Origin of the sequence: Bradyrhizobium sp. (genome assembly GCF_035484855.1) — a bacterium.
GTDB lineage: Bacteria > Pseudomonadota > Alphaproteobacteria > Rhizobiales > Xanthobacteraceae > Bradyrhizobium.
The window spans coordinates 1-23,511 of the sequence record NZ_DATHOP010000113.1 but is presented as its reverse complement, the minus strand read 5'-3'; the positions used below and the strand labels follow the sequence as shown (position 1 = coordinate 23,511).

Sequence of the window (23,511 nt, the reverse complement as noted above, 5' to 3'; positions counted from 1 at the left end):
GGGTCGTTACACAGGGTTGCGCTCAGACAGTTTGGTCATCGCGCGGGGAGGGGTGGGGATGTCACCCGGGGCCCGCGCAGCAAGACCGACACGATCGAGGGAGGGCTTTCTCAGAGCCCTCCCTTTTTCCTGCGCGCTTGTTGGTTGGCCTTCATTCCGCGGCCTCTCTCAAATCCTGCTCCGGCTCCGGATGGGCCTGCACCTGCCGTGGCTGCCCCATCAGCAAGGGCTGGAACAGCACCGCGGCGGCCATGGTGCAGGCCAGCGCCAGGGCCATCAGCTTGCCCATGCTCGACATGCCGGGATAGCTCGATGCCCACAGGCTGCCGAACGCGACCGCGGTCGTCATGGCGCTGAAGACCACCGCCCGGGTCAACGTCGATTGCAGCAGGTGGGTTTTTCCGGCACGCCACGCCATGATGTAATAGATCTTGAAGGCGACGCCGACGCCGAGCAGCAGCGGAAGCGCGATGATGTTGGCGAAGTTGAGCGAGAGGCCGTCCAGCGCGCAGATCTCCAGCGTCACGACGCCTGCGAGCAGCAGCGGGATCAGCGTCAGCAACACGTCCGTCAGGCGTCGCAACGCAATGAAGAGCAAGATGGCGATCGCGACGATGGCGAGAGCGCCGGCTTCGATGAAGGCCGTGGTCACGGTCCTGGCGGCTTCATAAAGGCTGACGGCGCCCCCGGCCGCCATTGGCTCGGCCGCAAGCACGGCGGTTGCGAATGTGCGCAGCACGCCGGTGTCGTTCGGATCGCCCTTCGGCAAGGCCTGCACACGGGCCCTGCCGTCCGGCAATAGCCACTCGCGCACCAGATCCTGCGGCAGTGTCCTGACCGTGACTTCTTCAGGATCAAGATTTTTGCGCAGAAGATCCAGGTCATGGAGCAGCGGCGGCACGATCGCGGCATCGGCCCTGGTCCGCACCCCGCTATCGGCGCTGGCGAGCTGTTTCAACAAGCTCGAAACGTGCCGTGCGGAATCGGCAGCAGGACCGCTCTGGTTGCCGGCGATGGCCGAGAGAACATCGGCTGCGTGCTGGATAGCACCGACATTGTCCTGATCGCTTGGCGCGGGCTGCCGCGCCGGAGGGTTGAGAGCCGGACCAAGGCGTTGCGAAGCGCCCCTCAAGGCTGCAATTTTCTCGCGCTGATCGGCTGGAATGAGGCTGCTGAGGGTCAGGGTGCGCGAGACCTGCGGCAGCGCCGCCAGACGCTTTGCGGCTGCGTTGGCCCGTTCCAATGACGGCGCCAGGATTTCGGCACCGTTGCCGCTGGTTGCCGGATCATTCTGCAATTGGCGATAGGTCACGACCGAGGGAGAATTCGGACTTTGCAGATCGACCGGATTGAAGTCGAAGTTCAAATGCGACAACAGCGGCGTTCCGGCAAGGACGACAGTGAACACGGCCACTATCACCGCGATGCGATGGCGCTGCAGGAAATCGTCGAGCGGCGCCAGAAAGCGAAAACCTACCGGCGCCGGTTCGCCCGGCGGCTTGAGCCATGCCAGTGCCGCCGGCACCAGCGTGATGGAGCAGACGAACGCGATCAGCATGCCGCAACCGGCGATCAGGCCCAACTCCGAAAGACCGCGGTAGCTGGTCGGCAGAAACGCGAAGAATCCCACGGCCGTTGCCACGGCCGCCAGCGCCAGCTGATTACCCGCCTTGCGGGCGGCCCAGCGCAGCGCTTCAAACATATCCGGATGGTCGTGGCGCTCGGCGCGATAACGCACGCTGAGCTGGATGCCGAAGTCGACCCCGAGTCCCACGAACAGCACGAAGAAGGCAACCGAGATCAGATTGAATGCACCGACCATCGCCAGTCCAAGGGCCGCCGTGACCGCAAGCCCGACCACCAGGCTGAAGAAGACTGCCGCAATAATCTTCCAGGAACGCAGCGCCAGAAGCAGGATGATCAAGACGCCGAACACCGCCGTCAGGGTATCGCGCACTGCGCTGTACTGGATGACCGAAAACTGGTCGTCGTTCATCGGCACCTGACCGGTCAATTCGACGGTCGCGCCGAACTTGCCTTGCAGGCCGAGATCGGCAGCCGTTCGGCGAATTGCGTCGTCCGCCTTGCGTCCCGGCTGAAGCTTCGCAAAATCGAGTGTCGGCTGAATGCCGATGAAATGCCGCAGCTGCTTGTCCGCAGGCGGCTGGCCCTGCACCAGCCCCTGCCAGGAGAAGGTTGCGGGCTTGCCGGACAAAACGTCACCGAGGGTTCGATCCGCCAGCGACAGCGTCCAGGCAAGCTGCTCGAGCTTTATCCGGCCCGCCTGCACGGCCTCGGCCGCCGTGGTGAGCGCCGACATGACGCCGCGGAGGCTCGGGTCGCCGGCAAGCGATGCGATGAAGGGCTGAGCCATGGCCAGGCCCTCCGCATTCTTCCTCACCTCCGCTACGGAGCCGTACAACAATCCGTTGCGGTCGAAGAATTCGCCGCTGTCGAGCTGCTCGACCACGGGAAACAGGTCGTGATCCCTCGACAGCGCCTGCGCCAGCGCGTGGGTTGCCTGTTCGGCACCTTCCGGCGTCGGCGCCTTGACGACGACCAGGATGCCTTTTTTCGGAAACGCCTTGTCGAGTTCGAGCTGGCGCTGATGCCAGGGCAGGTTCTGCGAAATCAATCCCTCGATATCCGTATTGATCTTGAATCGCGTGACATCGAAGGCCACCGCTGCAAGCAGCAACAGCGTACCCACGATGACGATGGCCCAGCGGTGGCGGGCGCAGATATTGACGATCCGGACAATGGCTGAATTGATCATGGCAGGCGACGCTCGAAAAAATGGAACCGCCGCACCGATGTCCTGGCCGGCAAAGTCGTTCGATTCACCAACTCGAATATAGAAATCGCAGAGTTGACGGATGTCGTTGCTCACGGATTTGTTACGCGCATGGGATGAATGTTTCCGTGGCGAGTTGCCGCGGCGCCCGTCGTCCCGTTCGTTGATCGGCGGCGGCTTCGAGAGCTGCGGCGTTGCGACTCCGCGCCGCATCGTCCTTGCAAAACATTAATCCGGTGAACATGAGCTCGTAATGTGCGGCCTCCATGTTTGTGCGAGGGATTTTCTCCCCATTCAAACACCGGAGACGCCATTATGAATGATCAATCAAACACCCCACCTGTCGCGCCACGCAAGATCCTCAGGCCGCGGCGGCTGGCGCTGCTTGCATCCGTGGCCGGCCTCAGCATGGCGGTTCTCGCCTTCGGGGCCGGCGGCAACCTGCCGCTGACGGCGTGGAGCACGCCCGTGCATGCCGCGGAAGCCGCGCAGGCGCCCGCGGGCTTTGCCGATCTCGTCGCCAAGGTGAAGCCGGCCGTGATCTCGGTCCGCGTCAAGATCGACGAGGACAACGGCAACAGCTCGTTCGTTCAGCGTGAGCGCAACGACAATTCGGATCAATCCGGCTCGCCGTTCGACCAGTTCTTCTCCAGGCAATTCGGTTTCCGGGGCCCCCAGGACTTCCGTGGCCAAAACATGATGCCGCAGGGTCACCAGGTGATCACAGGCGAAGGCTCGGGCTTCTTCATCTCGCCGGATGGCTATGCGGTGACCAACAATCACGTGGTCGACCACGCCAAGTCCGTGCAGGTCACCGCTGATGACGGCACGATCTACACCGCCAAGGTGGTCGGCACCGATCCGAAGACCGATCTGGCGTTGATCAAGGTCGACGGCAAGAGCGACTTCTCCTATGTGAAGTTTGCCGATGCGCAGCCGCGGATCGGCGATTGGGTCGTCGCCGTCGGCAATCCCTTCGGTCTCGGCGGCACGGTGACCGCCGGCATCGTTTCCGCGCGCGGCCGCGATATCGGCGCGGGACCGTATGACGACTACATCCAGATCGACGCGCCCATCAACAAGGGCAATTCCGGCGGTCCGGCGTTCGACATGAACGGCAACGTGATCGGCGTGAACACCGCGATCTATTCGCCGTCGGGCGGATCGGTCGGCATTGGCTTCGACATCCCGGCAGGCACGGCAAAACTCGTCGTCGCCCAGCTCAAGGACAAGGGCTACATCACGCGCGGCTGGCTCGGCGTGCAGGTGCAGCCGGTCACGGCCGACATCGCCGACAGCCTCGGCCTGAAGCAGGCCAGGGGCGCGATGGTCGACAATCCGCAGGACGGCAGCCCGGCTGCGAAGGCGGGCATCGAGGCGGGTGACGTCATCACCTCGGTCAACGGCAACACCGTCAAGGATTCACGCGATTTGGCCCGCACCATCAGCACGATAGCGCCGGGAACTCAGGTGAAGCTCGATGTCCTGCACAAGGGTGAATCCAAGACGATGACATTGACGCTTGGCGAGATGCCGAATGACCACCAGGCCAATGCGAGCGAGCAGGGGTCGAATGAAACCGCCGGCACCCCGCATCTGGGCCTCAGCCTCGCGCCCGCGGGCGAAGTCGATGGCGCCGGCCAGAAGGGCGTCGTCGTGACCGCGGTCGATCCGGACGGCCCGGCCGCCGATCACGGCTTCAAGACCGGGGACGTCATCCTCAATGTCGGCGGCAAGGCGGTTGCCAATGTCGGCGACGTCCGCTCGGCGCTGAAGGAAGCTAGCACGAGCGGCAAGCACAGCGTCCTGATGCAGGTGAAGACGGCAGATGCGACCAGGTTCGTCGCGGTGCCGCTCGCCAAGGGCTGATCCAGCACCGACAACAAGGCCGGGCCAAGCGCCCGGCCTTGTTTTGGATGACGTCTGTGCAAGTGCCGCAGGCGAGGGCCTTTACCCCGCGGCGAATGAAATCGTGGCCTGGTCGTAATCTCCCGATCCCATGCGGCCTTCGGCAAAAATCTCGTGCTTTGCGATCCAGTCAAAGGACTGCTCGTACACTTCTCTTGAATAGGGCTCGAAAACGATCCGCTCTCCGGGACCCCAGCCCCTGGTATCCATCAACGCATGGAAGCGCTCGGGGAATTCGTTCTTGTAATAGTGTGTGTAGAGCTCCGGCCGCAGATCGATGTCGCGCTGCGCCGATCTCAGGGCGCGAAAATATCGTCTGACATCTTCCGGATCCGGCGTGCCCTTTATCATGGCGGCGATCATGAAGGTGGTGTCGATCACCTTGCGGAATCCGAGTTGTTCGGCGAGGTAATAGGGGCCGCTGAACAGCGCCGCCGCGGCGCTCTTCCGCTCGACCAAGAGCTCCATGCGGTGGAACAGCATACCGTCTTCGAAGGTGAGGTTGATTTGACCGGTTGGAAGGTACTGTTCCAGCGCCTGGATCGTCGAATAGTGGCTGCCGGACTGGAATCCGACTGAAATCGGGACGCCCGCCAAATCGGCCGGGGTCCGCACCGGCGAGTCCGCGGGGACGAAAATCCCGGAAGGCGCGACCGAATAGACATCCGCGAAAAGCTTGGCGTGACCGTTCGAGGCCGCCACGTTGACCGTCCAGTGGCAGGCGCAGCTCACATTGGCTTCGCGCCCTTTCTCTATGCTTTGGAAGGCGCCCTGGTTTGCCTTGTCGTGATGCTTTCCATCGGTCGAGCGGATCAGCTCGCGAAACTCGTAGTCGAGACCTTCGGCGCGGAAATATCCCTTTTCCTCGGTGACCCATTCCTGCAGGCGGAAATGCGGCTCGACGATGAATTTGCCCATGGATGCGCTCCCTGAAATCTCCGCCGACATTTTGATATCTGACATCAGCCGATCTGGCAAAGTTGCCAGTCGGGCCGCATTACGCGCTTGCGTAGCCTCGCCAAGCCGCCTAATTGGGCGCAATCGCTGGCGTCAGCCGCTTGCTTCAGGTCCCAAAGCCCTTGGAATCCCCGACAGAACCGCCGCCGGACATTCCGCCGGATCCCCCGCCGGTGACCCCGCGCGAACCGATCCTGACGCTGCCGGGCGCGCTGACCGCTTATATCCTGCTGCTGGCGGTGATTCACCTGCGGGTGCTGTTGCCGCTGGAATGGGAGAACTGGACCATCGACGTCTTCGGATTCATTCCGAAGCGCTACGATGCGACGTTGCTGGCGATCGATTTTCCCGGCGGCGCCGGCGCCAAGGTCTGGACGTTTGTCACCTATTCGCTGCTGCACGCCAATCTCAGCCATATCGGATTCAACGTGCTGTGGCTGTTGCCGTTCGGCAGCGCGCTGGCGCGCCGCTTCGGCGCCTTGAGGTTCTTCCTGTTCATGGCGGTGACGGCCGCCGCCGGCGCGCTCGCCCATCTCATCACCAATGAGCACTCGATGGCGCCGATGATCGGCGCCTCGGCGTCGGTGTCCGGCACCATGGCCGCGGCGATCCGCTTTGCCTTCGTCAAGGGCAGTTTCCTCTCGTTCAGCCGCGGCGACGCCGATGCCGCGGCACGGGTGCCGGCGCTTTCGCTCTGGCACGCCTTGCGCAATCCGCGCGTGCTGGCGTTTCTCGCGATCTGGTTCGGCGTCAACATCATCTTCGGCGTCGGTTCGATCGCGATCGGCACCGACGGCGCCAGCGTCGCCTGGCAGGCGCATATCGGCGGCTTCCTCGCCGGCCTGATCCTGTTTTCGCTGTTCGATCCGGTTCCGCGCGGCGCCGTCGATGCTGCAGATGCGTCGTCGCAGGATGCATCGCACAGCGGCTGATCGCCGCTTGCGGCTCAACGTGATTTCATCCATCATCGCCATCGTTATGAGGCAAGGCATAAGCCCGCAACCGTGCTTAATTGGGCGTGCTTGATCGACAATGCCTGCCCGATGCGCCCGCAACGAAACCGGCGCCAAACTGTTGATTGAAGGCTCTAACGGAACAAAAACGCGCTCGCTCAAGGGCGCGATCGGCTTCAGGGAGACGACAATGACGGTACGAGCAATTCTCGATTCCAAGGGACATCAGATCCAGAGCGTCGAGCCGGAGGCAAAGCTCTCGGCCGCGGTGAAGGTTCTGGGCGAGCGGAAGATCGGCGCGGTGCTGGTGATGAGCAAGGGCCGCATCGAGGGCATCCTGTCGGAGCGCGACATCGTGCGCGTGCTGGCGGAGCGAGGCGCTTCCGTGCTCGATGAGCCCGTCAGCGCCGTGATGACGCGCAAGGTCGTCAGCTGCCGGCAGAACGACACCGTTGCCGCCATCATGGAGATGATGACAACCGGAAAATTCCGGCATCTGCCTGTCGTCGAGGAGGGCCGGGTGGTCGGCCTGATTTCGATCGGCGACATCGTCAAGTGGCGGGTGCACGAATACGAGACGGAGCAGGAAGCGCTGCGCGAGTACATCAAGACCGCCTGAGCCAGCCGCGAAGCGCGGACTATAACGGCCTATTCGCCGCCGGGCTTGGCGGACGGCGGCGCCAGGATGTGGATCGCCTCCTGTATCGAATCGATGGCGCGCTCGGCGGCGCGCGCGCCATGCGCGATCAGGTCGGCGGCGCGATGGAAATCGAACCAGCCGATCTGGCCGACGCGCGGCGAGATCAGCATGTCAGGCGGATCGCCGGCCAGCCGCGCGCGGGTGATGCGGTCCTGCATGATGTTGAACGCATCGACCATGACGCTGGAGATGCCCGGCCGGCCGCCGCCGCCGAAGAATTCGCGCTTCATAGTGCGCTCGGGCGAAAACAATTTGCCAAAACCGCGTTTCGGCGGCGCCGGCGCGATCACGGGCTCCGGCGCATCGGCCGCGGCGCCATGGGAGTAGATCGTCGTGGCGTGGGTAAAGACGTCGCTGGAGAGGTTGGCGGCAATCACGATTTCCGCGCCGAGTGCGCGCGCCGCCGACACCGGCACCGGATTGACCAGCGCGCCATCGACCAGCCAGCGGTCGCCCACCAGCACCGGTGAAAATATCCCGGGCAGCGCATAGGAGGCGCGCATCGCGTCGACCATGCGGCCATGGGTCAGCCAGATTTCATGGCCGGTGCGCACTTCGGTCGCTACCGTTGCGAATTTCAGCGGCAGCTCCTCGATCAGGGCAGGCCCGATCGCCGCCTCCAGTTGCGAAGCCAGTCTGTCGCCGCCGATCAGGCCAGAGCCGTTGAGGCGAATATCGAGATAACCGAGAATGTTGCGCGGCTGCAGGCTGCGCGCCCATGCCTCGAGCGTATCGAGCTGGCCTGCCGCATAGGCGCCGCCGACCACCGCGCCGATGGAGGTGCCGACCACGACATTGGGGACGATGCCATGGGCCAGCAGGGTGCGGACGATGCCGATATGGGCAAATCCCCGCGCCGCGCCGCCGCCGAGCGCAAGCCCTATCACCGGCCGCCGGATGCTGCCCAGCCCCACCTTGTCGCGGTCGTCGGCGCCGTTCGGGCTGCGTCCGATCAAAATATCCAACACCTGAACTCTCCTGGCAGCGAGAAACTAGTCGCTGCCGGTTCGGCCCGCCAGAATGAAGCACAGGCATGGTTTATGCCGCACTCCGGAGGCCGGGCCAGGCAGGGATTGTGACGGGATCGCGGCTTGGACGATAACACGCCGGCCTGCCGCCGGTTCCCCGGCGCCTTTCCGACTGTGCAGGCTTGAATTTGCCGCGTTTTCGGTGAAAAGCATGGGCCATGATTGCAGGGGGTCATGGCATCGGGCGGGGCGGGCGTTTGCTGCCGGCGCTTGCGCTTCTTTTGACCGCAGCCTTCGCTGCTCCAGCCTCTGCCCAGATGTTCAGCGACCGGCCGCCGCCGGTGCCGCCGGCTTCCGTCCCCGAACCGCCATCCGGGCCGGCGATGAATCTGGCGCCGCCGTCCGGGCCGGCATCGATTCCGAGCCTGCCGGCACCGCTGACGCAACCGGCGATCGCCGCGGTACCGCCGGTGGTCGCCCCGCCGAGCGCCGCTGTTCCCGGTCAGGCGGTGCTGGCGCTGACGGCGCGTTACGGCAAGGACCTTCCGGTCATCAACAGCGGCCTGGTGTGGCGGGTGTTTGCGGACCGGCCGGACGAGACCGGCACCTTCAAGCTGATCCGCGAGGATCATGGCGCCACGCCCAACATCGTATTGCCGCCGGGTGGCTATGTGGTCCATGTCGCCTTCGGGCTGGTCAGCGCGGTCCGCGCCGTGACCCTGAAGTCCGAGACCGACCGCGAAGCCTTCCTGCTTCCGGCCGGTGGCCTGCGCATCGAAGGGCGCGTCGGCACCAGCAAGATCCCGCAGAACCAGATATCGTTTGCGATCTACAAGGGCAGCCAGTTCGAGGTCAGCGAGCGCGCCTCGCTGGTGCCGAGCGTTGCCGCCGGCGACGTCGTGCTGCTGCCGGAGGGCACCTACTACATCGTTTCCAGCTACGGCGACGCCAATTCCGTGGTGCGCTCGGATATCCGCGTGCAGGCCGGCAAGCTGACCGACGTCATCATCACCCATCGCGCCGCCGTGATCACGCTGAAGCTGGTCAGCGACAAGGGCGGCGAGGCGCTCGCCAACACCGCCTGGTCGGTGCTGACGCCCGGCGGCGACATCATCAAGGAATCGATCGGCGCCTTCCCGCGCGTCATCCTGTCCGAAGGTGAATACCGCGCCATCGCCAAGAACGAGGGCAAGGTCTACGAGCGCCCGTTCAACGTCGTCAATGGCGTCGACGGCGAGGTCGAGGTGGTCGCGCACTGAGCGCGGGCGCAAGGATTTCGAATTTCAAACAGCCCAACACCGTCATTGCGAGCGCAGCGAAGCAATCCATGGCGCGGCAAGGCAGTAAGCAAGAGTGGATTGCTTCGCTGCGCTCGCAATGACGGTGAGACACACCTTCGCATTCTCGCCGCATGTTTTTTTGCGCGAGGTATTCGTTTACTTCCCGCCCTCCAATCAAAGGGCGCAGGGAATGCCGGGCGCTCGATGCACCCGCAGCCTCGTATGTAAAATTGAATTGAACATACGAGTGTAGTCACCACAGGTCACACCGGAATCACCCGGCATTCCCCACGCAATGGTTTTAACGGCTACTCCGTGCTCGCCCCGGCGTACCGGGCTTTTTAGCCACCGTCGCCCGCGCTCCTTGACGCGAACTTGACACCAGCGTCGGGGTGCCAGGCCCACACGGCTTCTCCGTCCGCCTCGAGTGCCCTCGTCTTGAAGCACCCTCAGCGTCCACCGCATCCCGCCCCGCGTCGATGACGTTGCGCAACGCCCCTTTGGTGGGGCGGGACGGGAGCAATATAGGATAATCCGAATATTCGGTAAAGCAGAATATTTTTGCAAACGGGGCTTGACAGCTCCGGTTCGCGATGGCACGGCCACTTCGGAAGTGATTTGCCCGACGGGGTATCGCTTCCGCCTCACGTCAAACGGACATTGATCCGGTAACGGTCGATGTCCGTTGTCGGGGCTCGAGCGGACCTTCCGAAACCCCACTGCAAAGTGCTAGTCTTGGCTATTGCGCAAGGCATGTTCTCGGCTGGGTCATTTGCGACGACGCGGGTTCATCACGCTACTCTGCTGCGCGGTCGTCGCCGGGCCCAAGCCGTTTTTGATCAACGGAAATGCGCCATAGCTTGGGGACAGCAACCATGATCAACCGCCGCCGGCTCGTCGCGCTTGCCGCGACATCTGTGCTTGCACCAGCTGTCATCCGCCCGGTGTCTGCCCAGGCTTGGCCTAGCCGCCCTGTGCACGTCGTCGTCCCCTATGCACCCGGAGGATCTACCGACGTGGTGACCCGCGTTGTCGCCGAGCGCCTGTCGAGGATTTGGGGCCAGCAGGTGGTAGTCGAGAACAAACCGGGTGCCGGTACCAACTTCGGAGCCGAGGCGGCGGCAAAAGCCGACCCCGACGGCTACACGATATTGATGGGCAGCTCCGCCCTTGCGTCGAGCCGCAATCTCTATCGCTCGCTGCACTACGCTATCGCCGATCTTGCGCCGGTCACGCTCGTGTGCACGTTTCCCTTGCTGATGTTGGTGCCGAACTCGTCGCCGGCGAAATCGGTCGCGGAATTCATCGCATTCGCGAGGGAGAACAAGGGCAAGGTTACGTTTTCATCCCCTGGCGTCGGCACCACGCCGCACCTGGCGGGTGAACTGTTCAAACGCATGTCCGGCGTCGAGATGACACACGTTCCCTATCGGGGCGACGCGCCCGCGCTCGCCGATACGATGGCCGGGCGGGTCGACCTCCAGATTGGCGGCACCGCAATGCTCGAGCAGGTCAGGGGCGGCCAGGTCCGCGGACTTGCCGTGACCACCGCGCAGCGGAGTCCGGCAGCGCCGGAGCTGCCGACCGTCGCGGAGACTGGCGTTCCCGGCTTCGACGTGGCGGGATGGTATGCGTTATTCGTTCCAGCCAAAACGCCGTCAGCGATTGTCGATAAAATTCACATCGACACGGTAACGGCACTCGGCGATCCCGTCGTCAAGGCAAAACTCGAACAGGTCGGCATGGTGGTTTCCAGCTCGACGTCGGAAGAACTTGCCGCATTGCTCCAGTCCGAAATAGAAAAATGGGGCGCGGTGATCAAGGATGCAAAAATCACGCTGGACTGATGGCTCGTTGGTTGTCGTGCCTCCGCGCGCTCTTGAAAGTTTGAGCTTCGACCGGCTCGCCGGGGGATGGTTTGGCATTTCTCGCTCGCAGCCCGGACGGAAAATGCTAGGCTCGGCGATTGCGAAGGCGTCTTCTCGGGGGACCTGCATGCAACGGCGCATGTTCATCACGCTTCTCGGCGGTGCGGCAATCGCGTGGCCGCTCGCGGCGGAGGCGCAGCAGCCGGAACGGATGCGGCGGATCGGCGTGTTGATGGCGCTTGATCCCGATGACCTTGAGGGTCAATCCGAAATGAGCGGCCTCAAGCAGGGTCTTCAGGAGTTGGGGTGGGTCGAGGGCCGTAACCTCCAAATCGAATATTCCTGGCCTGGCGGTGAGCCCAATCGCATCCAGGCCTTCGCGAAAGCTCTGGTCGGCCAGCAGTGTGAGGTCATTGTCGCTCGCTCCACGCCTGTGGTTGCCGCGCTGCTGAGGGAGACGCGCAGCATTCCGATCGTGTTCGGGTGGGTCGTCGATCCCGTGGGCAGCGGCTTTGTGCAGAGTTTTCCGCACCCCGGAGGCAATGTGACCGGCTTTCAAAATCTGGAATTTTCGATGGTCGGCAAGTGGATCGAGCTGCTGACGAAGATAGCGCCGGCGGTGCGGCGGGTCGTCTATATTTATAACCTGGCAACCGTCCCTACCGGGTTTTTGCGCGCGTTGGATGCGCTGGCTCCTACAATTCCGGTGCAGCTTGTCGCCGCCCCCGTTCATAGCTCCGCAGAGATCGATGCCGCCGTCGCCGACTTCGCGCGCGAACCCGGCGGAGGGCTGATGATGATGCCCGACACGTTTAACGAGGCCAATCAGGCGCAGATCATCGCGCTCACTGCAAAATGCGGCTTGCCGGCAGTTTACCCGCATCGCTTCAATGACGGCTTGATCTCTTATGGTCCGGACCTGCCCAGCCTGTTCAAGCGCGCGGCGTCCTACGTCGATCGCATCTTGCGCGGTGAAAAGCCGGGCGAGCTTCCGGTACAGGCACCGACCAGGTACGAATTGATCATCAATCTCAAGACCGCCAAGACACTTGGCCTTACCGTTCCACAGTCGCTGGTCGTCGCAGCCGACGAGGTGATCGAATAGGGCCAGCGACGTCGGTCGTTGGCACCTTTCGCGCATCATGCGGGTGGCAGGTCGAGGTAAACATAGAGCGCTGCGATCTTGCCGTCCCGCGCGATGATGAAATCGACACCGGTGTAGGCGGGTGTTTCGCCTTTCGGCCCCGAGCCCCAGGCCAGGCGTCCCGAATTGTGCAGAACCTGCGGCGGGCCATGAGGCGTGTAAACATAATGGGGATGGGTTGCTCGGAGATCGCCGGCGAACTTGTCCAGTGCGTCGTGGCCGACGAAGGCGCCGGGCGGCACGTACAGCACACAGTCCTCGGTATAGAGTTCCCCGATTGCGCGCCTTCGGCGCGCCGGATCACCTTCACCGAATACTTCCGGAAGATTGCGGTTGAGCAGCGTCTCGATACCACTCGCATCTGCGCCCACCGACGGCGGGACGCCATTCTTGCCGGCATGCTGGTTCATGGGAGCACTCCTTGTCCGTCGCGGGAAGATATGGTTGCCGGCTCAACCGGCGAAACAGAAATAATCGAAAATCATCGTTTCAGTTTTTTCATGGATGGGGGCGATGGCTTGCCGCGCTTCGAGGTGTCCGGTCCTTGGGGGTACAACGGAAGTCGGAATTCGAGGACGGCAGGTCCGTTGTTGACCCAACACAGACAATTTGCCGGCTTCCGCTAAAAAGGTATTTTGTCCATTAATAGCTGTGGCCTTGAATAACACCGGGCCCTTAAACGCATCCAGGTGATGTTTCGATGGATACAGATCGGCTTCAGGCCAATTCTCTGAGAGATTTCGCGACGGCGGTCTATGCGTCAATCGGCATGCCCGAGGCGGATGCCTGGCTTGCGGCAGATACGTTGGTGCAGGCTGATCTTTGGGGACACCAGTCGCACGGCGTGATGCGTCTTTCCTGGTACGTCGCTCGCATCAAATCCGGCGTTTGCGGCGCAGTGGCGCGACCGGAATTTGTCTCCGACTTTGGGGCGCTTGCTGTCATCGACGGAGGCGACGCGATGGGCCAGGTACTGACGGCCCTATCAATGAAAGAGGCAATTCGACGAGCCAAACTTCACGGCATCGGCGCCGTCGGTTTGCGCAATTCCAATCATTTCGGAACGGCAATGTACTTCACCCTAATGGCTCCGCCGGAAGGATGCATTGCGTTTTTGTCCACGAACGCAAGTCCCGCAATGGCTCCCTGGGGTGGCCGAGTCAAGACCGTCGGGACCAATCCGTGGTCTTGGGCGGCACCGGCGGGTAAGTATTCGCCGATGGCTCTCGATATAGCCAACACGGGCGTGGCGCGGGGGAAGGTTTATCTGGCGAAACAGAAGGGGCAAGCTATCCCCGAAGGGTGGGCGATCAATGCGCAAGGCTTTCCGACGACTGACCCGATCGAAGCGATTGACGGAATTATCCTTCCGATGGCCCAACACAAAGGGTACGCCATCGCTGTGATGATGGATATGCTTTCGGGGGTTGCCACAGGCAGCGCGTTCGGCTCGCGAGTTCGTGGACCCTATCAAAGCAAATATCGCAGCGGCGCAGGGCAATTCATGATCGCGATAAATATCGAGGCCATGCAGCCCCTGATCGACTTCAATGCACGAATGGAGCAGATGATTTCAGAACTAAAATCCGTACCCCTCGCGCATGGTTTCGATGAAGTCGTTTATCCGGGCGAGTTGGAAGCACGCAACCACGAGACGAATACCAAGCTGGGTATAAAGCTTCCGGAAGATACGATGGCTGATCTCCTCAAGTTGGCGCGCGAAACCGGGCTTCAGGACAAGCTGCCGTTCTAAGTCCGGTATTGGCGGCGTAGAAGCCATTGGAAATCAGGTTGAGCAAAGCGCGGGGGAGATCGTACCGCCCAGGGCTACGCAAAGATAACCCGCAACGCCGATTTCACCGGCTACCGGCACCAATTGACGCGTCTGATTGTCAAGGTCCTCGGCGGCGTTGAGCCGAAAGACCTCCCGGTCGAACAGCCGACCAAGTTCGATCTCGTCGTCAATCTAAAAACCGCCAAGGCGCTCGGGCTGACCATCCAAAAATCCTTCCTCGCCCGCGCCGACGAGGTGATCGAATAACGATGCCATTTGCTGCACTGCGTGAGTCCGGAAGTGGCACGAACCGGAAATGCCGCCGCAGCCGCTACATGTCCGCTATCGAAAGCAACGCGGAAGACTGCTCGCAGCGAGTATCTCGACTTTTGACCAGCTCGGACATGGTTCCGGCGGAACAGCCCTCGGTGATGGTCGGCCCCAGGACTCTCGTCGGCTCCCGCCGGTTCATGCCGACGGGTTTTTCTTTCGATCATCCAGGAGCGCCGGCGGCGGCATCATTCTGGCTTTGACTTGCAAGTAGTGATGTTCGCGCTCGCGCGCCATTTTTTCCTGATGGGCTCTGAACGTGCTTACGCGTTGCCTGATTTCGTCGCGCTCTGACGTCGGTAAGACGATTGGCGTGATGTTGGTGCGAGGTGCGACCGGTTTTGGAGTTTCGGCCAACGCTTGTTCAGCTGTCTGCAAGGCAATGGACAAGTCCGGGACAGGTTTGCGTTTGACCTGATTTGCAAATGCCATCGTGCTCTCAATCAGCGCGTCGAGCTCCAGCTTCCAATCCATCACGCAGCCCCTCACCAACGGACGCTAAAAATATGCCTAGCGGCCCACCGGACTCAAAATTGTTCAGGAAATTGAAATACTCCGCCCGGGGACCATGAGCATATCCGCGGCTGGTCGCCAGTGTGAAGTCCAAGATCTGGCTGCGCCTAAGGAACATCCAGCCTGTTGCTGAGAAGACACAAATCAGCGGCTGGTCCAGGCAAGCACTTGCGCCGCGTGCCTCTCGCTCGACTTACGTCCCGGTTTGGCATTTCCCGGATCTCCCGCGATGTCCGCTTGATGCCTGCTTGCAGGAGTAGATCGGAAGTCACGCTTGCGTCGCCCGACTTCCGTTTTGCCCCCAAGGCGGGCGTCGATGCTTCATGCATGCATGGAATGAAAAGATCGACATCGCCGACATCGAGCGCCTATCAAGGATGACTCGCCCATACCCTGCGTCTGGCGCATGGCTGCGCGAAAAAGCCAAGCTGACATCGGGCTCGACAGGCGTTGGCGCTGCGCTAACCTCCCGCGCAAGGACGTGGCGGCGGTCGAAGGCCGCGCGACCCGTCGTCACGGGAGGATGCTCATGAAGGCGGTAGCGGCTGCGGCCGTGCTGGTTATGCTTGGCTGCGCGGCATCGGCGCAGACGCTCGACGATCTCAGGAACGACGGCAAGAACCCCGACAACGTGCTGACCTATGGCATGGGCTATAGCCTCAACCGCTATAGCCCGCTCAAGCAGATCGACAAGGCGACGGTCAAACGCCTGGTGCCGATCTGGAACCTCAGCCTCGACAATCCATGGGGCGAGCAGGCGCAGCCGCTGGTGCTCGACGGGGTGATGTATGTCACCAACGCCAGGGCGACGGTGGCGATCGACGTCGGCACCGGCAAGCAGATCTGGAAAACGCCGGTCGACTGGCTGCCGGAGACGCCGCGCATCGTGTGCTGCGGCGTCTCCAACAAGGGCGCCGCGATCCTGGGCGGCAAGCTCTACCGCACCACGCTCGATGCCCATGTCATCGCGCTCGACATGAAGACCGGCAACGAGATCTGGAACCAGAAGGCGGCGGAGTGGAAGGAGGGCTATTCCATGACGGTCGCGCCGCTGATCGCCGACAACGTGCTGATCACCGGCATCTCCGGCGCGGAGTTCGGCATTCGCGGTTTCATCGACGGTTGGGATCCGGAAACCGGCAAACATTTGTGGCGCCGCTATACGATTCCGGCGCGCGGCGAACCCGGCAACGAGACCTGGCCGCAGGACACCGATGCCTGGAAGACCGGCGGCGGCTCGAGCTGGATCACCGGCTCCTACGATCCCGACCTTGACCTGACCTATTGGGGCACCGGCAATCCGGCGCCCTGGGCCTCGCAAACGCGGCCCGGCGACAACCTCTTCACCGCCTCGGTGCTGGCGATGCGGCCGAAGACCGGCGAGGTCGTCTGGTACTACCAGTTCACGCCCAACGACCAATACGACTACGACGGCAACTGGGAAATGATCCTCGGCGAGCTGAACGTCGACGGCGTCAGGCGCAAGGTGCTGATGCAGCTCAACCGCAACGGCTTCCTTTACGTGATCGACCGGGCCAGCGGCCAATTGATTTCCGCAAAACCGTTCGAGCGGGTGAACTGGGCGAGCGGCGTCGACATGGAAACCGGACGTCCGATCGAGACCGACATCGCCAAAAAACTGCGCGCCGGCGAGCAGGTCGAGCTGTGGCCGACGCAGCGCGGCGCCAAGAACTGGCCGCATGCCGCGTTCAACCCCGAAACCGGCCTGCTCTATGCCAACACCATGCATTCGGCGCGGTTGTTCAAGCATCTCGCCACCGGACCTTACGTGCAGGGACAGCGTTTCCAGTTCGTGGAAAATCTGCCGGCCAAGCAGCCCGACGGCGAGCCGGTCGGCCATGTCGACGCGATCGAGCCCTTGACCGCCAAACAGGTGTGGCGCGCGCCGCTGTGGGACCATCCGCAATGGTCGGCGATCGTGGCGACCGGCGGCGGATTGCTGTTCACCGGCAAGGAAACCGGCGAATTCGTTGCGATCGACGCCTCCGACGGCAAGACGCTCTGGCAGTTCCAGACCGGCTCCGGCATCAATGCGCAGCCGATCACCTACACCTACAAGGGCCGGCAATACGTCACCGTGCTGTCGGGCATCGGCGGCGTGTACTGGAACCAGGCGCGCGAGGCGCTCAAGAGCGTGCCGCCCGGCGGCTCGGTGTGGACCTTCGCCCTGATGCCGGAGTGATGACGCGGGCTGAAGGTTCAGGCATGACAGGACTGACGACAGGCATCAGTCTCGCGGCGGCCATTGCGCTGTGGGGCGTGACGGCCGCCGCGCAAGACCAGAACTTTCCGCCGCAGCAGATCGCAGCCGGCGCCGAAATCTTCGCCCGCAACTGTTCGCCCTGTCATGGGCCGCGGATGCAGGACCCGGAGAGCGCCTTCGACCTGCGCAAGTTTCCGCCTGGCGAGCACGACCGCTTCGTGCGCTCGGTGACCAACGGCAAGAACCAGATGCCGGCGTGGGGCGACCTGCTCAAGGGCGACGACATCGAGGCCCTGTGGGCCTATGTCACCACGGGCGAGAAAAAATAAACTGAACAGGCAAGGCTCCGTGCGAGAAGGAGCAATCCTGTGGCAATGCGAGAGCCGGTCAGATGGCGAATGTGCTGATTGCGGGCGCGGGGCTTGGCGGGTTGACGGCGGCTTTGGCTTTGATGCAGCGGGGCCATCAGGTGCGGCTGTTCGAGCAGGCCTCCGAGTTGCGGGAGGTCGGGGCCGGGGTGCAACTCGGTGCGAACGGAACGCGGTTGCTGATTGCGCTGGGGCTGGAAGCGGCCATGAAGCAAGTCGTTTGCGCCGCGACCGGCAAGGAAATGCGGCTGGGAAGCAGCGGGCAGAGTTGGCAGACGTTCGATCTGGGGGAGACCTCGGTCGAACGTTTCGGCGCGCCTTACTGGATGGTCCATCGGGGGGATTTTCATCGGGTCTTGCTGGATGCGGTGCAGGCGGCTGCGCCGGATGCAATTCAGCTGGGGAATGGGTGTGTCGGGTTCGAGCAGTCGGATGATCGCGTTGTGCTGCATCTGGCCAATGGCGAGCATGCGACGGGCGATGTGCTGATCGGCGCGGATGGGGTGCACTCGAAGGTGCGGCAGCAGATTTTCGGGCAGGGGTCGGCCCGGTTTACCGGCCTCGTGGCCTGGCGCGGGCTGGTGCCGATGCAGCGCTTGCCGCTGCATCAGCGTCGGCTGGTCGGTGCGAACTGGATTGGCGTGGGTGGGCATGTCGTTACTTATCCGCTCCGGCGCGGCGAAATCCTGAACTTCGTTGGCGTGATCGAGCGCGATGACTGGCAAGTGGAGTCATGGACCGAACCGGGGACGCATGAGGAGTGTCTGCGTGATCTTGCGAACTGGCATGACGATGTGAAGACGATCATTCGCAACATCGATACGCCTTATAAATGGGCACTTCTGGGACGGGAGCCGCTGGACCATTACGCTCAGGGACGGGTCTGCGTGATGGGCGATGCGGCCCATCCGACACTGCCGTTTCTCGCGCAGGGGGCAAACATGGCGCTGGAAGACGCCGTCGTGATCGCTCGCTGTCTGGACGGGGCCGATGTTGCGGCGGCGTTGAAAAGTTACGAGGTCGCTCGATTGGAGCGGACGGCGGCTATCGTGCGGGGGTCATGGGACAATACGAAGCGATTCCACAATCCGGCGTTGGGAACTCCGGAAGGAGCGGCGGCGTATGTGGAGCGTGAGTTCCAGCCGGAGCTGGTGAAGCAACGATACGACTGGTTGTACGAGTATGATGCGCTGACAGCGCCTTTGTCGTAGCCGGGATTCGGCGGCCGTTAACCTCGGGGGTGCCGACACTGGTGCTCCTGCAACCCTGTGGCTGTTCAAATGGATCGAATGACCAAGGCAACACTATGGGTCGTTTTTCTTGTATTGGGGTCCTACTTCGTTTGGCTCTTCCTCGATTGTGCGATGGATGACACTTGCCATCGTAGCTGCCCGTCGACCTCCGGAATAATGTTGCCGCGCGGCGTGAATGGCTGCGCCTATTCAAAAGGCCGCCCCTGAAGCGATCAACGTCCCTCCAGCCCTTCCGGATGACCAGTTTCGCCGATACATTCTCCGGTCTCGGACCTGGGCGTGGCTAACGAGGCGGCGGGCTTTGGGAGGATGATGTGACGACAATATCCATGGCGAAAGAGGGGGATCGCAATCCCGGCACCATCGAGGAGTGCCGATCCTTCGTCGCCTACGTCGAGTCGCTGTTCATGCCGTGGAACGTCGATGCGCTGGTTGACGGATTCACCGACGACTGTGTCGTGCGGTTCGGCATCGTTCCCGAATTCAGGGGACGCGAGGCGCTTCGCGCCTTCTTCATGGCGCGCAGCGCCAGGCAGAAAGGATATCGCCTGAAGAAACAGTTTCGCACGCTCATGCACGACAAGATGACGAACATCTGGGACGGAGAGTGGGAAGACTCCGCGACAGGACGGCGCATGAAGGGATTTGGCGTAGAGGTCTGGACCATGCGCGGCGGCCAGATCGCCGTTTGGGAAACTGCGTTCAATAGTGGGCCGGCCGACGAGGCGCTGGATGTCAGCCAGATGTTCAAATGACAAACCGGACAATACGCGCAACAACGCGGATCGGGAATAGTTCGTGGCACAGGTGAACGTTCTGATCTCAGGCGGATTCAGCGGCGCCTATGAGGAATTGGTGCCGCGGTTCGAGCGGACGAGCGGCATCAAGGTTGCGACCGGATCGGGTGCGTCGCAGGGAACGGGGCCGCAGACGATTGCCGCGCAGCTTGCCCGCGGCGTGCCCTCCGACGTGGTGATCCTGTCGAGGGAGGGCCTCGGCGAGCTGATCGCGGCGAACCGAATCCTCGCCGGAACGGACGTCGATCTTGCGCGCGTAGGCGTCGGCGTGGCGGTGCGCACCGGGGCTCCGAAGCCCGACGTGAGCACCGTCGAGGACTTCAAACAGATCCTGCTCAAGACCAAAACGGTCGCGGTCCCGGGAAGCACCAGCGGTATCTGGCTTACGACCGAGCTTTTCCCGCGGCTCGGCATCGCGGAAAGGATCAACGTCGCAGTTACGCCCCGCGGCACCGGCGCGGCCGCGATGGTCGCCGCGGGAGACGCCGATCTTGCGGTCTTGCCGACGAGCGAAATCATGCATGCCGCGGGTGTCGACTTCGCGGGCAACATCGCACCCGAGATCCAGTTTATTCAGACCTTTTCAGCCGCCATCGTGGCCGGCTCGAGCGAGATCGAGGCTTCCAGACGGCTGATCGAATTCCTGACGTCCCCGCGCGCCGCCGAGGCCATCCGGAAAAGCGGCATGGAGCCGCTCACGGCCGGACATGGCGATGGCGGGTGATTTTCCGAAAGCATGGTAGTCTCCCGCGGATTGATCGGTCCCAAGCGGTCGTCTTGCGATGTCCCAAAACCTCTTCCCGGTCACGCCGACCACGCGCCGCAAGCTGACGTCGGCGCTGGTGGCGATGGCGATCTTTACATGTCTTGGCGCGCTGACGACGGCCGCGGTCGGACGTCCCGTCGAAATAGGCGTGACCAATGCCGCCCTGATCGGATTGGGCGTCGGGCTCTTCGAGGAATTCTATGTCCAGAGCCGGCGCGGCGACTGGCTGCGCGCGATGCACCCGCTGCGTTCGATCCCGGTTTATGTCGCCGTAGTCATCGTGCTTTATTTTGTTTCCCTCCATGTTGCCCATCTCGTTCTGGGGCGTCTCGACGACCTGCCGACCGCTTACCGGCGCCTGCCATACGGACTGACCATCTTCACCATTTTTTCGATGGTCGGTATCTTGATGATGCGGGTGGTTCACTTTATCGGACTTGGTACGCTGTTTCATCTGATGGTCGGCACATATCATCGCCCGGTGGGAGAACGAAAAGTCCTGCTTTTCCTCGATATCAACGGCTCGACAGAACTTGGCGAGAAACTTGGCGCGCTCCAGATGCGCCTGCTGGTCCGCAAATTTCTCTCCGAGGTGACGCAGCCGATCATCGACCGTGGTGGCGAGATCTATCTCTACAAGGGCGATGGGTTGATCGCGATGTGGGACTGGACGGCGGCCATCGAGGACGACGCAATCCTGCACGCCGTGGATGCGATGCTGGCCCGTGTTGCGGGCGAGCGCGACACCTATCGTCAATTGTTCGGCGTCGCGCCGGATTTCCGCATCGGTATCCACGGCGGTGACGTCATCGTCAGTGAACAGGGCGACACCAGGCGTTCGATCGGCATCTACGGAGATACCATCAACATCGCGGCTCGCATGGAGGAAGCGGCGCGGGCCCACAATGCTGCCTGCGTCATTTCCCGCGTCATCGCCGATGCACTCGCGGACCGAAGCCGCTTCGATGAGATTGGACAGGAGAGCGTCAAAGGCATCTCGGCGCCAATCCGGATTTTCAAGCTCAGGACGGGTGCGTGTGGGCCCGCCTGACGATGTCCGATCATCGGGGTGGATCCGAACCGTCTTGCCGGCGGGTGGTCTTGAAGTCACGGCTTGCCCGGCGAGCGCGTAGCTGCGTATGGTTGTGACCTTTCAAACCTTTTGGGGGAGGATCGAATTGAAAGCTTCCGTTTTATGCTTCCGCGCCGCCGTGCTGCTGGTTATCGCAGGCATGCTTTGGGGTATCGTGATGGGGATCAGCGAGGATCATTCCACGATGCCGGCCCATGCCCATCTCAATCTCCTGGGTTGGGTGTCCTTGTTCCTCTTTGGCATCTATTATCACTTGCACCCAACCATCGACCGCAACCGTTTGGCTACTTTGCAGGTCTGGATTTGGATTGCAGGTACGATCATCATGACGATCGGCGTAGGTCTGGTGCACTCAGGCCATGAAATTGGCGATCCTATAGCCGCGGTATCCTCGCTGCTGGTTCTTGCCGATATGTTGCTCTTTGGCTGGCTGGTTTTCCGCCGCGAACCGGTTGAACAGACGAGCCAGCGATCCACTGTGCCGGCCGAGTAAGGCCGGCCCCGTAACTCGGGCACCAAACGTCTCAGCCAGCTTTGCGAGCATTTCTGCAGCGTTCACCTTACGGTACGCCATCAACGGCCGGCCGTTTGAAACCCATCGCGATCCATGCACCGAGCAACTTCAATATGAATTTGCCGGAGTGGCCCGGATAGTTGGTGATGTCGTCAGGCAAAATCACGCCCTCCGGCCGTTCGGCAGTCATCATACGCATGGTCGCCGGCGGTATATCGGCGGGAAGGCGGCCGCGATAGATCGTGAGCCAGTGCCCCTTGGTAAAGTCGAGGAACATAGCCGTGCCACAACAGCGCGCGTACATCCGTCTTGTGGCGAAGCTGGTTTCAGCCGTCGCTCCTCAAAAAGCTTCGCTCCCTGGACGCAGCGCACCCGATCCTTGCGGTACAGCACGTAGTCCGTACCGCCATCTTCGGCCAAGACGGAATCGGCGCCGGGCGTTTCCTGATGACGACGACCTGCTGCCTGGCAACTTGAACAATAACAAATTCCCCGCAAAATTGGAGCGCAGGCAACCTCAAGCGCTACTTTTCCGCAGCGGCAGGATGCCAGAATATTCTTGTCATTGCGCATCGCCCACAACCCGCGTTCGACCGTCGGACCGGCAGCAACAATCCTTGCTGCTAGAACCGCGTCACGATATCGCCGAGCTGCGGCCGCGGACGGTCCTCGCTCGGCTTCGACGGCGTGCCGATGTGAATGAAACCGGCGAGTTTTTCGTCGGCTTTCAACCCCAGGCCGTCCAGCACGTCGCGGTCGAACGCGAACCAGCCCGTCAGCCAGCACGCGCCATAACCGAGCGCGGTCGCCGCGGTGACGATGTTCATGGCGCTGGCGCCGGCCGACAATTCCTGCTCCCACGGCGGCACCTTGGGATGCGGCTTGGTGAAGCTGACGATGCCGATCACCAGCGGCGCATCGGTGAGCCGCCGCTTCTCGATATCGATCTCCGCCGGCGTGGCGCCCGGATTTTTCCGTGCGAACACGTTGGCGATCACCTCGCCGGCGCGTGAGCGCGCATCGCCCTCGAACACGATGAAACGCCACGGCGTCAGCTTGCCGTGATCCGGCACCCGCGAGCCGATCGTGAGGATGGTCTCGAGCTCAGCCGGCGAGGGACCAGGACCGGTCATCTCGCGCGGCTTCACCGAGCGGCGGGCTTTCAACAGTTCGATGGCGTCAGGCACGAGAGCTTCCTTGCGTCGGGATACTGCGACAAGAGATAGGACGCAAAGTGCACGCGCGGAAGGCAGTTTAGATCGATTATCGACGATCAGGCTGCCGCCCGCGCCCGCAAGACATCCGGC

At 62.4% G+C, this 23,511-nt stretch carries 22 protein-coding genes; 15 read left to right on the top strand and 7 right to left on the bottom strand.

Annotation, left to right across the window (positions count from 1 at the left end; genetic code table 11):
- Positions 1–151: 151 nt before the first annotated feature.
- Positions 152–2,776 (bottom strand): MMPL family transporter, encoded by a 2,625-nt coding sequence (locus tag VK804_RS13405; RefSeq protein ID WP_325371303.1) that lies wholly within the window; start codon positions 2,774–2,776, stop codon positions 152–154.
- Between the two features lie 333 nt (positions 2,777–3,109).
- Between VK804_RS13405 and VK804_RS13400 the strand changes: the two genes are divergently transcribed.
- A complete protein-coding gene (locus VK804_RS13400; RefSeq protein WP_325371302.1) occupies positions 3,110–4,663 on the top strand; it encodes a Do family serine endopeptidase in 1,554 nt (517 codons plus the stop codon).
- 81 nt (positions 4,664–4,744) lie between these two features.
- Here the strand turns inward: VK804_RS13400 and VK804_RS13395 are convergent, their stop codons facing one another.
- Positions 4,745–5,620: a hypothetical protein gene (locus VK804_RS13395; protein WP_325371301.1), complete on the bottom strand. Its 876-nt coding sequence runs from the start codon at positions 5,618–5,620 to the stop codon at positions 4,745–4,747.
- A 212-nt stretch (positions 5,621–5,832) separates the two neighbouring features.
- On the opposite strand from VK804_RS13395, the gene VK804_RS13390 reads away from it, so the two are divergent.
- Complete coding sequence (locus VK804_RS13390; protein WP_325371300.1) at positions 5,833–6,591, top strand: rhomboid family intramembrane serine protease; 759 nt, start codon at positions 5,833–5,835, stop codon at positions 6,589–6,591.
- A gap of 211 nt (positions 6,592–6,802) precedes the next feature.
- Positions 6,803–7,231, top strand: coding sequence for a CBS domain-containing protein (locus VK804_RS13385; protein WP_325371299.1), 429 nt, complete (start codon positions 6,803–6,805; stop codon positions 7,229–7,231).
- 29 nt (positions 7,232–7,260) lie between these two features.
- Here VK804_RS13385 and VK804_RS13380 read toward each other — a convergent pair whose 3' ends face one another.
- On the bottom strand, positions 7,261–8,280 hold the full coding sequence (locus VK804_RS13380) for a patatin-like phospholipase family protein (protein WP_325371298.1): 1,020 nt from the start codon (positions 8,278–8,280) through the stop codon (positions 7,261–7,263).
- A 218-nt stretch (positions 8,281–8,498) separates the two neighbouring features.
- Between VK804_RS13380 and VK804_RS13375 the strand changes: the two genes are divergently transcribed.
- The 3 genes from VK804_RS13375 to VK804_RS13365 all read left to right on the top strand — a co-directional run bounded on the left by VK804_RS13375 (position 8,499) and on the right by VK804_RS13365 (position 12,533).
- Positions 8,499–9,539 (top strand): hypothetical protein, encoded by a 1,041-nt coding sequence (locus VK804_RS13375; protein ID WP_325371297.1) that lies wholly within the window; start codon positions 8,499–8,501, stop codon positions 9,537–9,539.
- An 896-nt stretch (positions 9,540–10,435) separates the two neighbouring features.
- Positions 10,436–11,407: a tripartite tricarboxylate transporter substrate binding protein gene (locus VK804_RS13370; protein ID WP_325371296.1), complete on the top strand. Its 972-nt coding sequence runs from the start codon at positions 10,436–10,438 to the stop codon at positions 11,405–11,407.
- A 148-nt stretch (positions 11,408–11,555) separates the two neighbouring features.
- Positions 11,556–12,533, top strand: coding sequence for an ABC transporter substrate-binding protein (locus VK804_RS13365; RefSeq protein WP_325371295.1), 978 nt, complete (start codon positions 11,556–11,558; stop codon positions 12,531–12,533).
- 35 nt (positions 12,534–12,568) lie between these two features.
- Here the strand turns inward: VK804_RS13365 and VK804_RS13360 are convergent, their stop codons facing one another.
- Positions 12,569–12,982, bottom strand: coding sequence for a nuclear transport factor 2 family protein (locus VK804_RS13360; protein ID WP_325371294.1), 414 nt, complete (start codon positions 12,980–12,982; stop codon positions 12,569–12,571).
- 290 nt (positions 12,983–13,272) lie between these two features.
- Between VK804_RS13360 and VK804_RS13355 the strand changes: the two genes are divergently transcribed.
- Complete coding sequence (locus VK804_RS13355; RefSeq protein WP_325371293.1) at positions 13,273–14,325, top strand: Ldh family oxidoreductase; 1,053 nt, start codon at positions 13,273–13,275, stop codon at positions 14,323–14,325.
- A gap of 123 nt (positions 14,326–14,448) precedes the next feature.
- Complete coding sequence (locus VK804_RS13350; protein WP_325371292.1) at positions 14,449–14,613, top strand: ABC transporter substrate binding protein; 165 nt, start codon at positions 14,449–14,451, stop codon at positions 14,611–14,613.
- A gap of 201 nt (positions 14,614–14,814) precedes the next feature.
- On the opposite strand, the gene VK804_RS13345 is transcribed toward VK804_RS13350, so the two are convergent.
- Complete coding sequence (locus VK804_RS13345; protein WP_325371291.1) at positions 14,815–15,150, bottom strand: hypothetical protein; 336 nt, start codon at positions 15,148–15,150, stop codon at positions 14,815–14,817.
- Between the two features lie 568 nt (positions 15,151–15,718).
- Between VK804_RS13345 and VK804_RS13340 the strand changes: the two genes are divergently transcribed.
- From VK804_RS13340 to VK804_RS13310, 7 genes are all read left to right on the top strand, one after another.
- Positions 15,719–17,392 carry a PQQ-dependent dehydrogenase, methanol/ethanol family gene (locus VK804_RS13340; RefSeq protein WP_325371290.1) on the top strand — a complete coding sequence of 558 codons (1,674 nt, stop codon included), beginning with the start codon at positions 15,719–15,721 and terminating at the stop codon, positions 17,390–17,392.
- 23 nt (positions 17,393–17,415) lie between these two features.
- On the top strand, positions 17,416–17,742 hold the full coding sequence (locus tag VK804_RS13335) for a cytochrome c (protein ID WP_325371289.1): 327 nt from the start codon (positions 17,416–17,418) through the stop codon (positions 17,740–17,742).
- Positions 17,743–17,804: 62 nt separating this feature from the next.
- On the top strand, positions 17,805–18,992 hold the full coding sequence (locus VK804_RS13330) for an FAD-dependent monooxygenase (RefSeq protein WP_325371288.1): 1,188 nt from the start codon (positions 17,805–17,807) through the stop codon (positions 18,990–18,992).
- A 356-nt stretch (positions 18,993–19,348) separates the two neighbouring features.
- On the top strand, positions 19,349–19,789 hold the full coding sequence (locus VK804_RS13325) for a nuclear transport factor 2 family protein (RefSeq protein WP_325371287.1): 441 nt from the start codon (positions 19,349–19,351) through the stop codon (positions 19,787–19,789).
- A 43-nt stretch (positions 19,790–19,832) separates the two neighbouring features.
- Positions 19,833–20,555 carry a substrate-binding domain-containing protein gene (locus VK804_RS13320; RefSeq protein WP_325371286.1) on the top strand — a complete coding sequence of 241 codons (723 nt, stop codon included), beginning with the start codon at positions 19,833–19,835 and terminating at the stop codon, positions 20,553–20,555.
- A gap of 58 nt (positions 20,556–20,613) precedes the next feature.
- Entirely contained in the window at positions 20,614–21,648 is a 1,035-nt protein-coding gene (locus VK804_RS13315) for an adenylate/guanylate cyclase domain-containing protein (protein WP_325371285.1), read from the top strand.
- 127 nt (positions 21,649–21,775) lie between these two features.
- Positions 21,776–22,183: a hypothetical protein gene (locus tag VK804_RS13310; RefSeq protein ID WP_325371284.1), complete on the top strand. Its 408-nt coding sequence runs from the start codon at positions 21,776–21,778 to the stop codon at positions 22,181–22,183.
- A gap of 67 nt (positions 22,184–22,250) precedes the next feature.
- On the opposite strand, the gene VK804_RS13305 is transcribed toward VK804_RS13310, so the two are convergent.
- Together VK804_RS13305 and VK804_RS13300 are read right to left on the bottom strand one after the other, a co-directional pair.
- Positions 22,251–22,481 carry a hypothetical protein gene (locus tag VK804_RS13305; protein WP_325371283.1) on the bottom strand — a complete coding sequence of 77 codons (231 nt, stop codon included), beginning with the start codon at positions 22,479–22,481 and terminating at the stop codon, positions 22,251–22,253.
- 346 nt (positions 22,482–22,827) lie between these two features.
- Positions 22,828–23,391 (bottom strand): nitroreductase, encoded by a 564-nt coding sequence (locus VK804_RS13300; protein WP_325371282.1) that lies wholly within the window; start codon positions 23,389–23,391, stop codon positions 22,828–22,830.
- Positions 23,392–23,511: the final 120 nt, after the last annotated feature.

What these genes read in the sequence shown, in the direction of transcription:
- VK804_RS13405 (WP_325371303.1), bottom strand. Translation starts at nt 2,776, where the DNA reads ATGATCAATTCAGCCATTGTCCGGATCGTCAATATCTGCGCCCGCCAC.
- VK804_RS13400 (WP_325371302.1), top strand. Translation starts at nt 3,110, where the DNA reads ATGAATGATCAATCAAACACCCCACCTGTCGCGCCACGCAAGATCCTC.
- VK804_RS13395 (WP_325371301.1), bottom strand. Translation starts at nt 5,620, where the DNA reads ATGGGCAAATTCATCGTCGAGCCGCATTTCCGCCTGCAGGAATGGGTC.
- VK804_RS13385 (WP_325371299.1), top strand. Translation starts at nt 6,803, where the DNA reads ATGACGGTACGAGCAATTCTCGATTCCAAGGGACATCAGATCCAGAGC.
- VK804_RS13375 (WP_325371297.1), top strand. Translation starts at nt 8,499, where the DNA reads ATGATTGCAGGGGGTCATGGCATCGGGCGGGGCGGGCGTTTGCTGCCG.
- VK804_RS13370 (WP_325371296.1), top strand. Translation starts at nt 10,436, where the DNA reads ATGATCAACCGCCGCCGGCTCGTCGCGCTTGCCGCGACATCTGTGCTT.
- VK804_RS13365 (WP_325371295.1), top strand. Translation starts at nt 11,556, where the DNA reads ATGCAACGGCGCATGTTCATCACGCTTCTCGGCGGTGCGGCAATCGCG.
- VK804_RS13360 (WP_325371294.1), bottom strand. Translation starts at nt 12,982, where the DNA reads ATGAACCAGCATGCCGGCAAGAATGGCGTCCCGCCGTCGGTGGGCGCA.
- VK804_RS13355 (WP_325371293.1), top strand. Translation starts at nt 13,273, where the DNA reads ATGGATACAGATCGGCTTCAGGCCAATTCTCTGAGAGATTTCGCGACG.
- VK804_RS13345 (WP_325371291.1), bottom strand. Translation starts at nt 15,150, where the DNA reads ATGGATTGGAAGCTGGAGCTCGACGCGCTGATTGAGAGCACGATGGCA.
- VK804_RS13340 (WP_325371290.1), top strand. Translation starts at nt 15,719, where the DNA reads ATGAAGGCGGTAGCGGCTGCGGCCGTGCTGGTTATGCTTGGCTGCGCG.
- VK804_RS13335 (WP_325371289.1), top strand. Translation starts at nt 17,416, where the DNA reads ATGACAGGACTGACGACAGGCATCAGTCTCGCGGCGGCCATTGCGCTG.
- VK804_RS13330 (WP_325371288.1), top strand. Translation starts at nt 17,805, where the DNA reads ATGGCGAATGTGCTGATTGCGGGCGCGGGGCTTGGCGGGTTGACGGCG.
- VK804_RS13315 (WP_325371285.1), top strand. Translation starts at nt 20,614, where the DNA reads ATGTCCCAAAACCTCTTCCCGGTCACGCCGACCACGCGCCGCAAGCTG.
- VK804_RS13305 (WP_325371283.1), bottom strand. Translation starts at nt 22,481, where the DNA reads ATGTTCCTCGACTTTACCAAGGGGCACTGGCTCACGATCTATCGCGGC.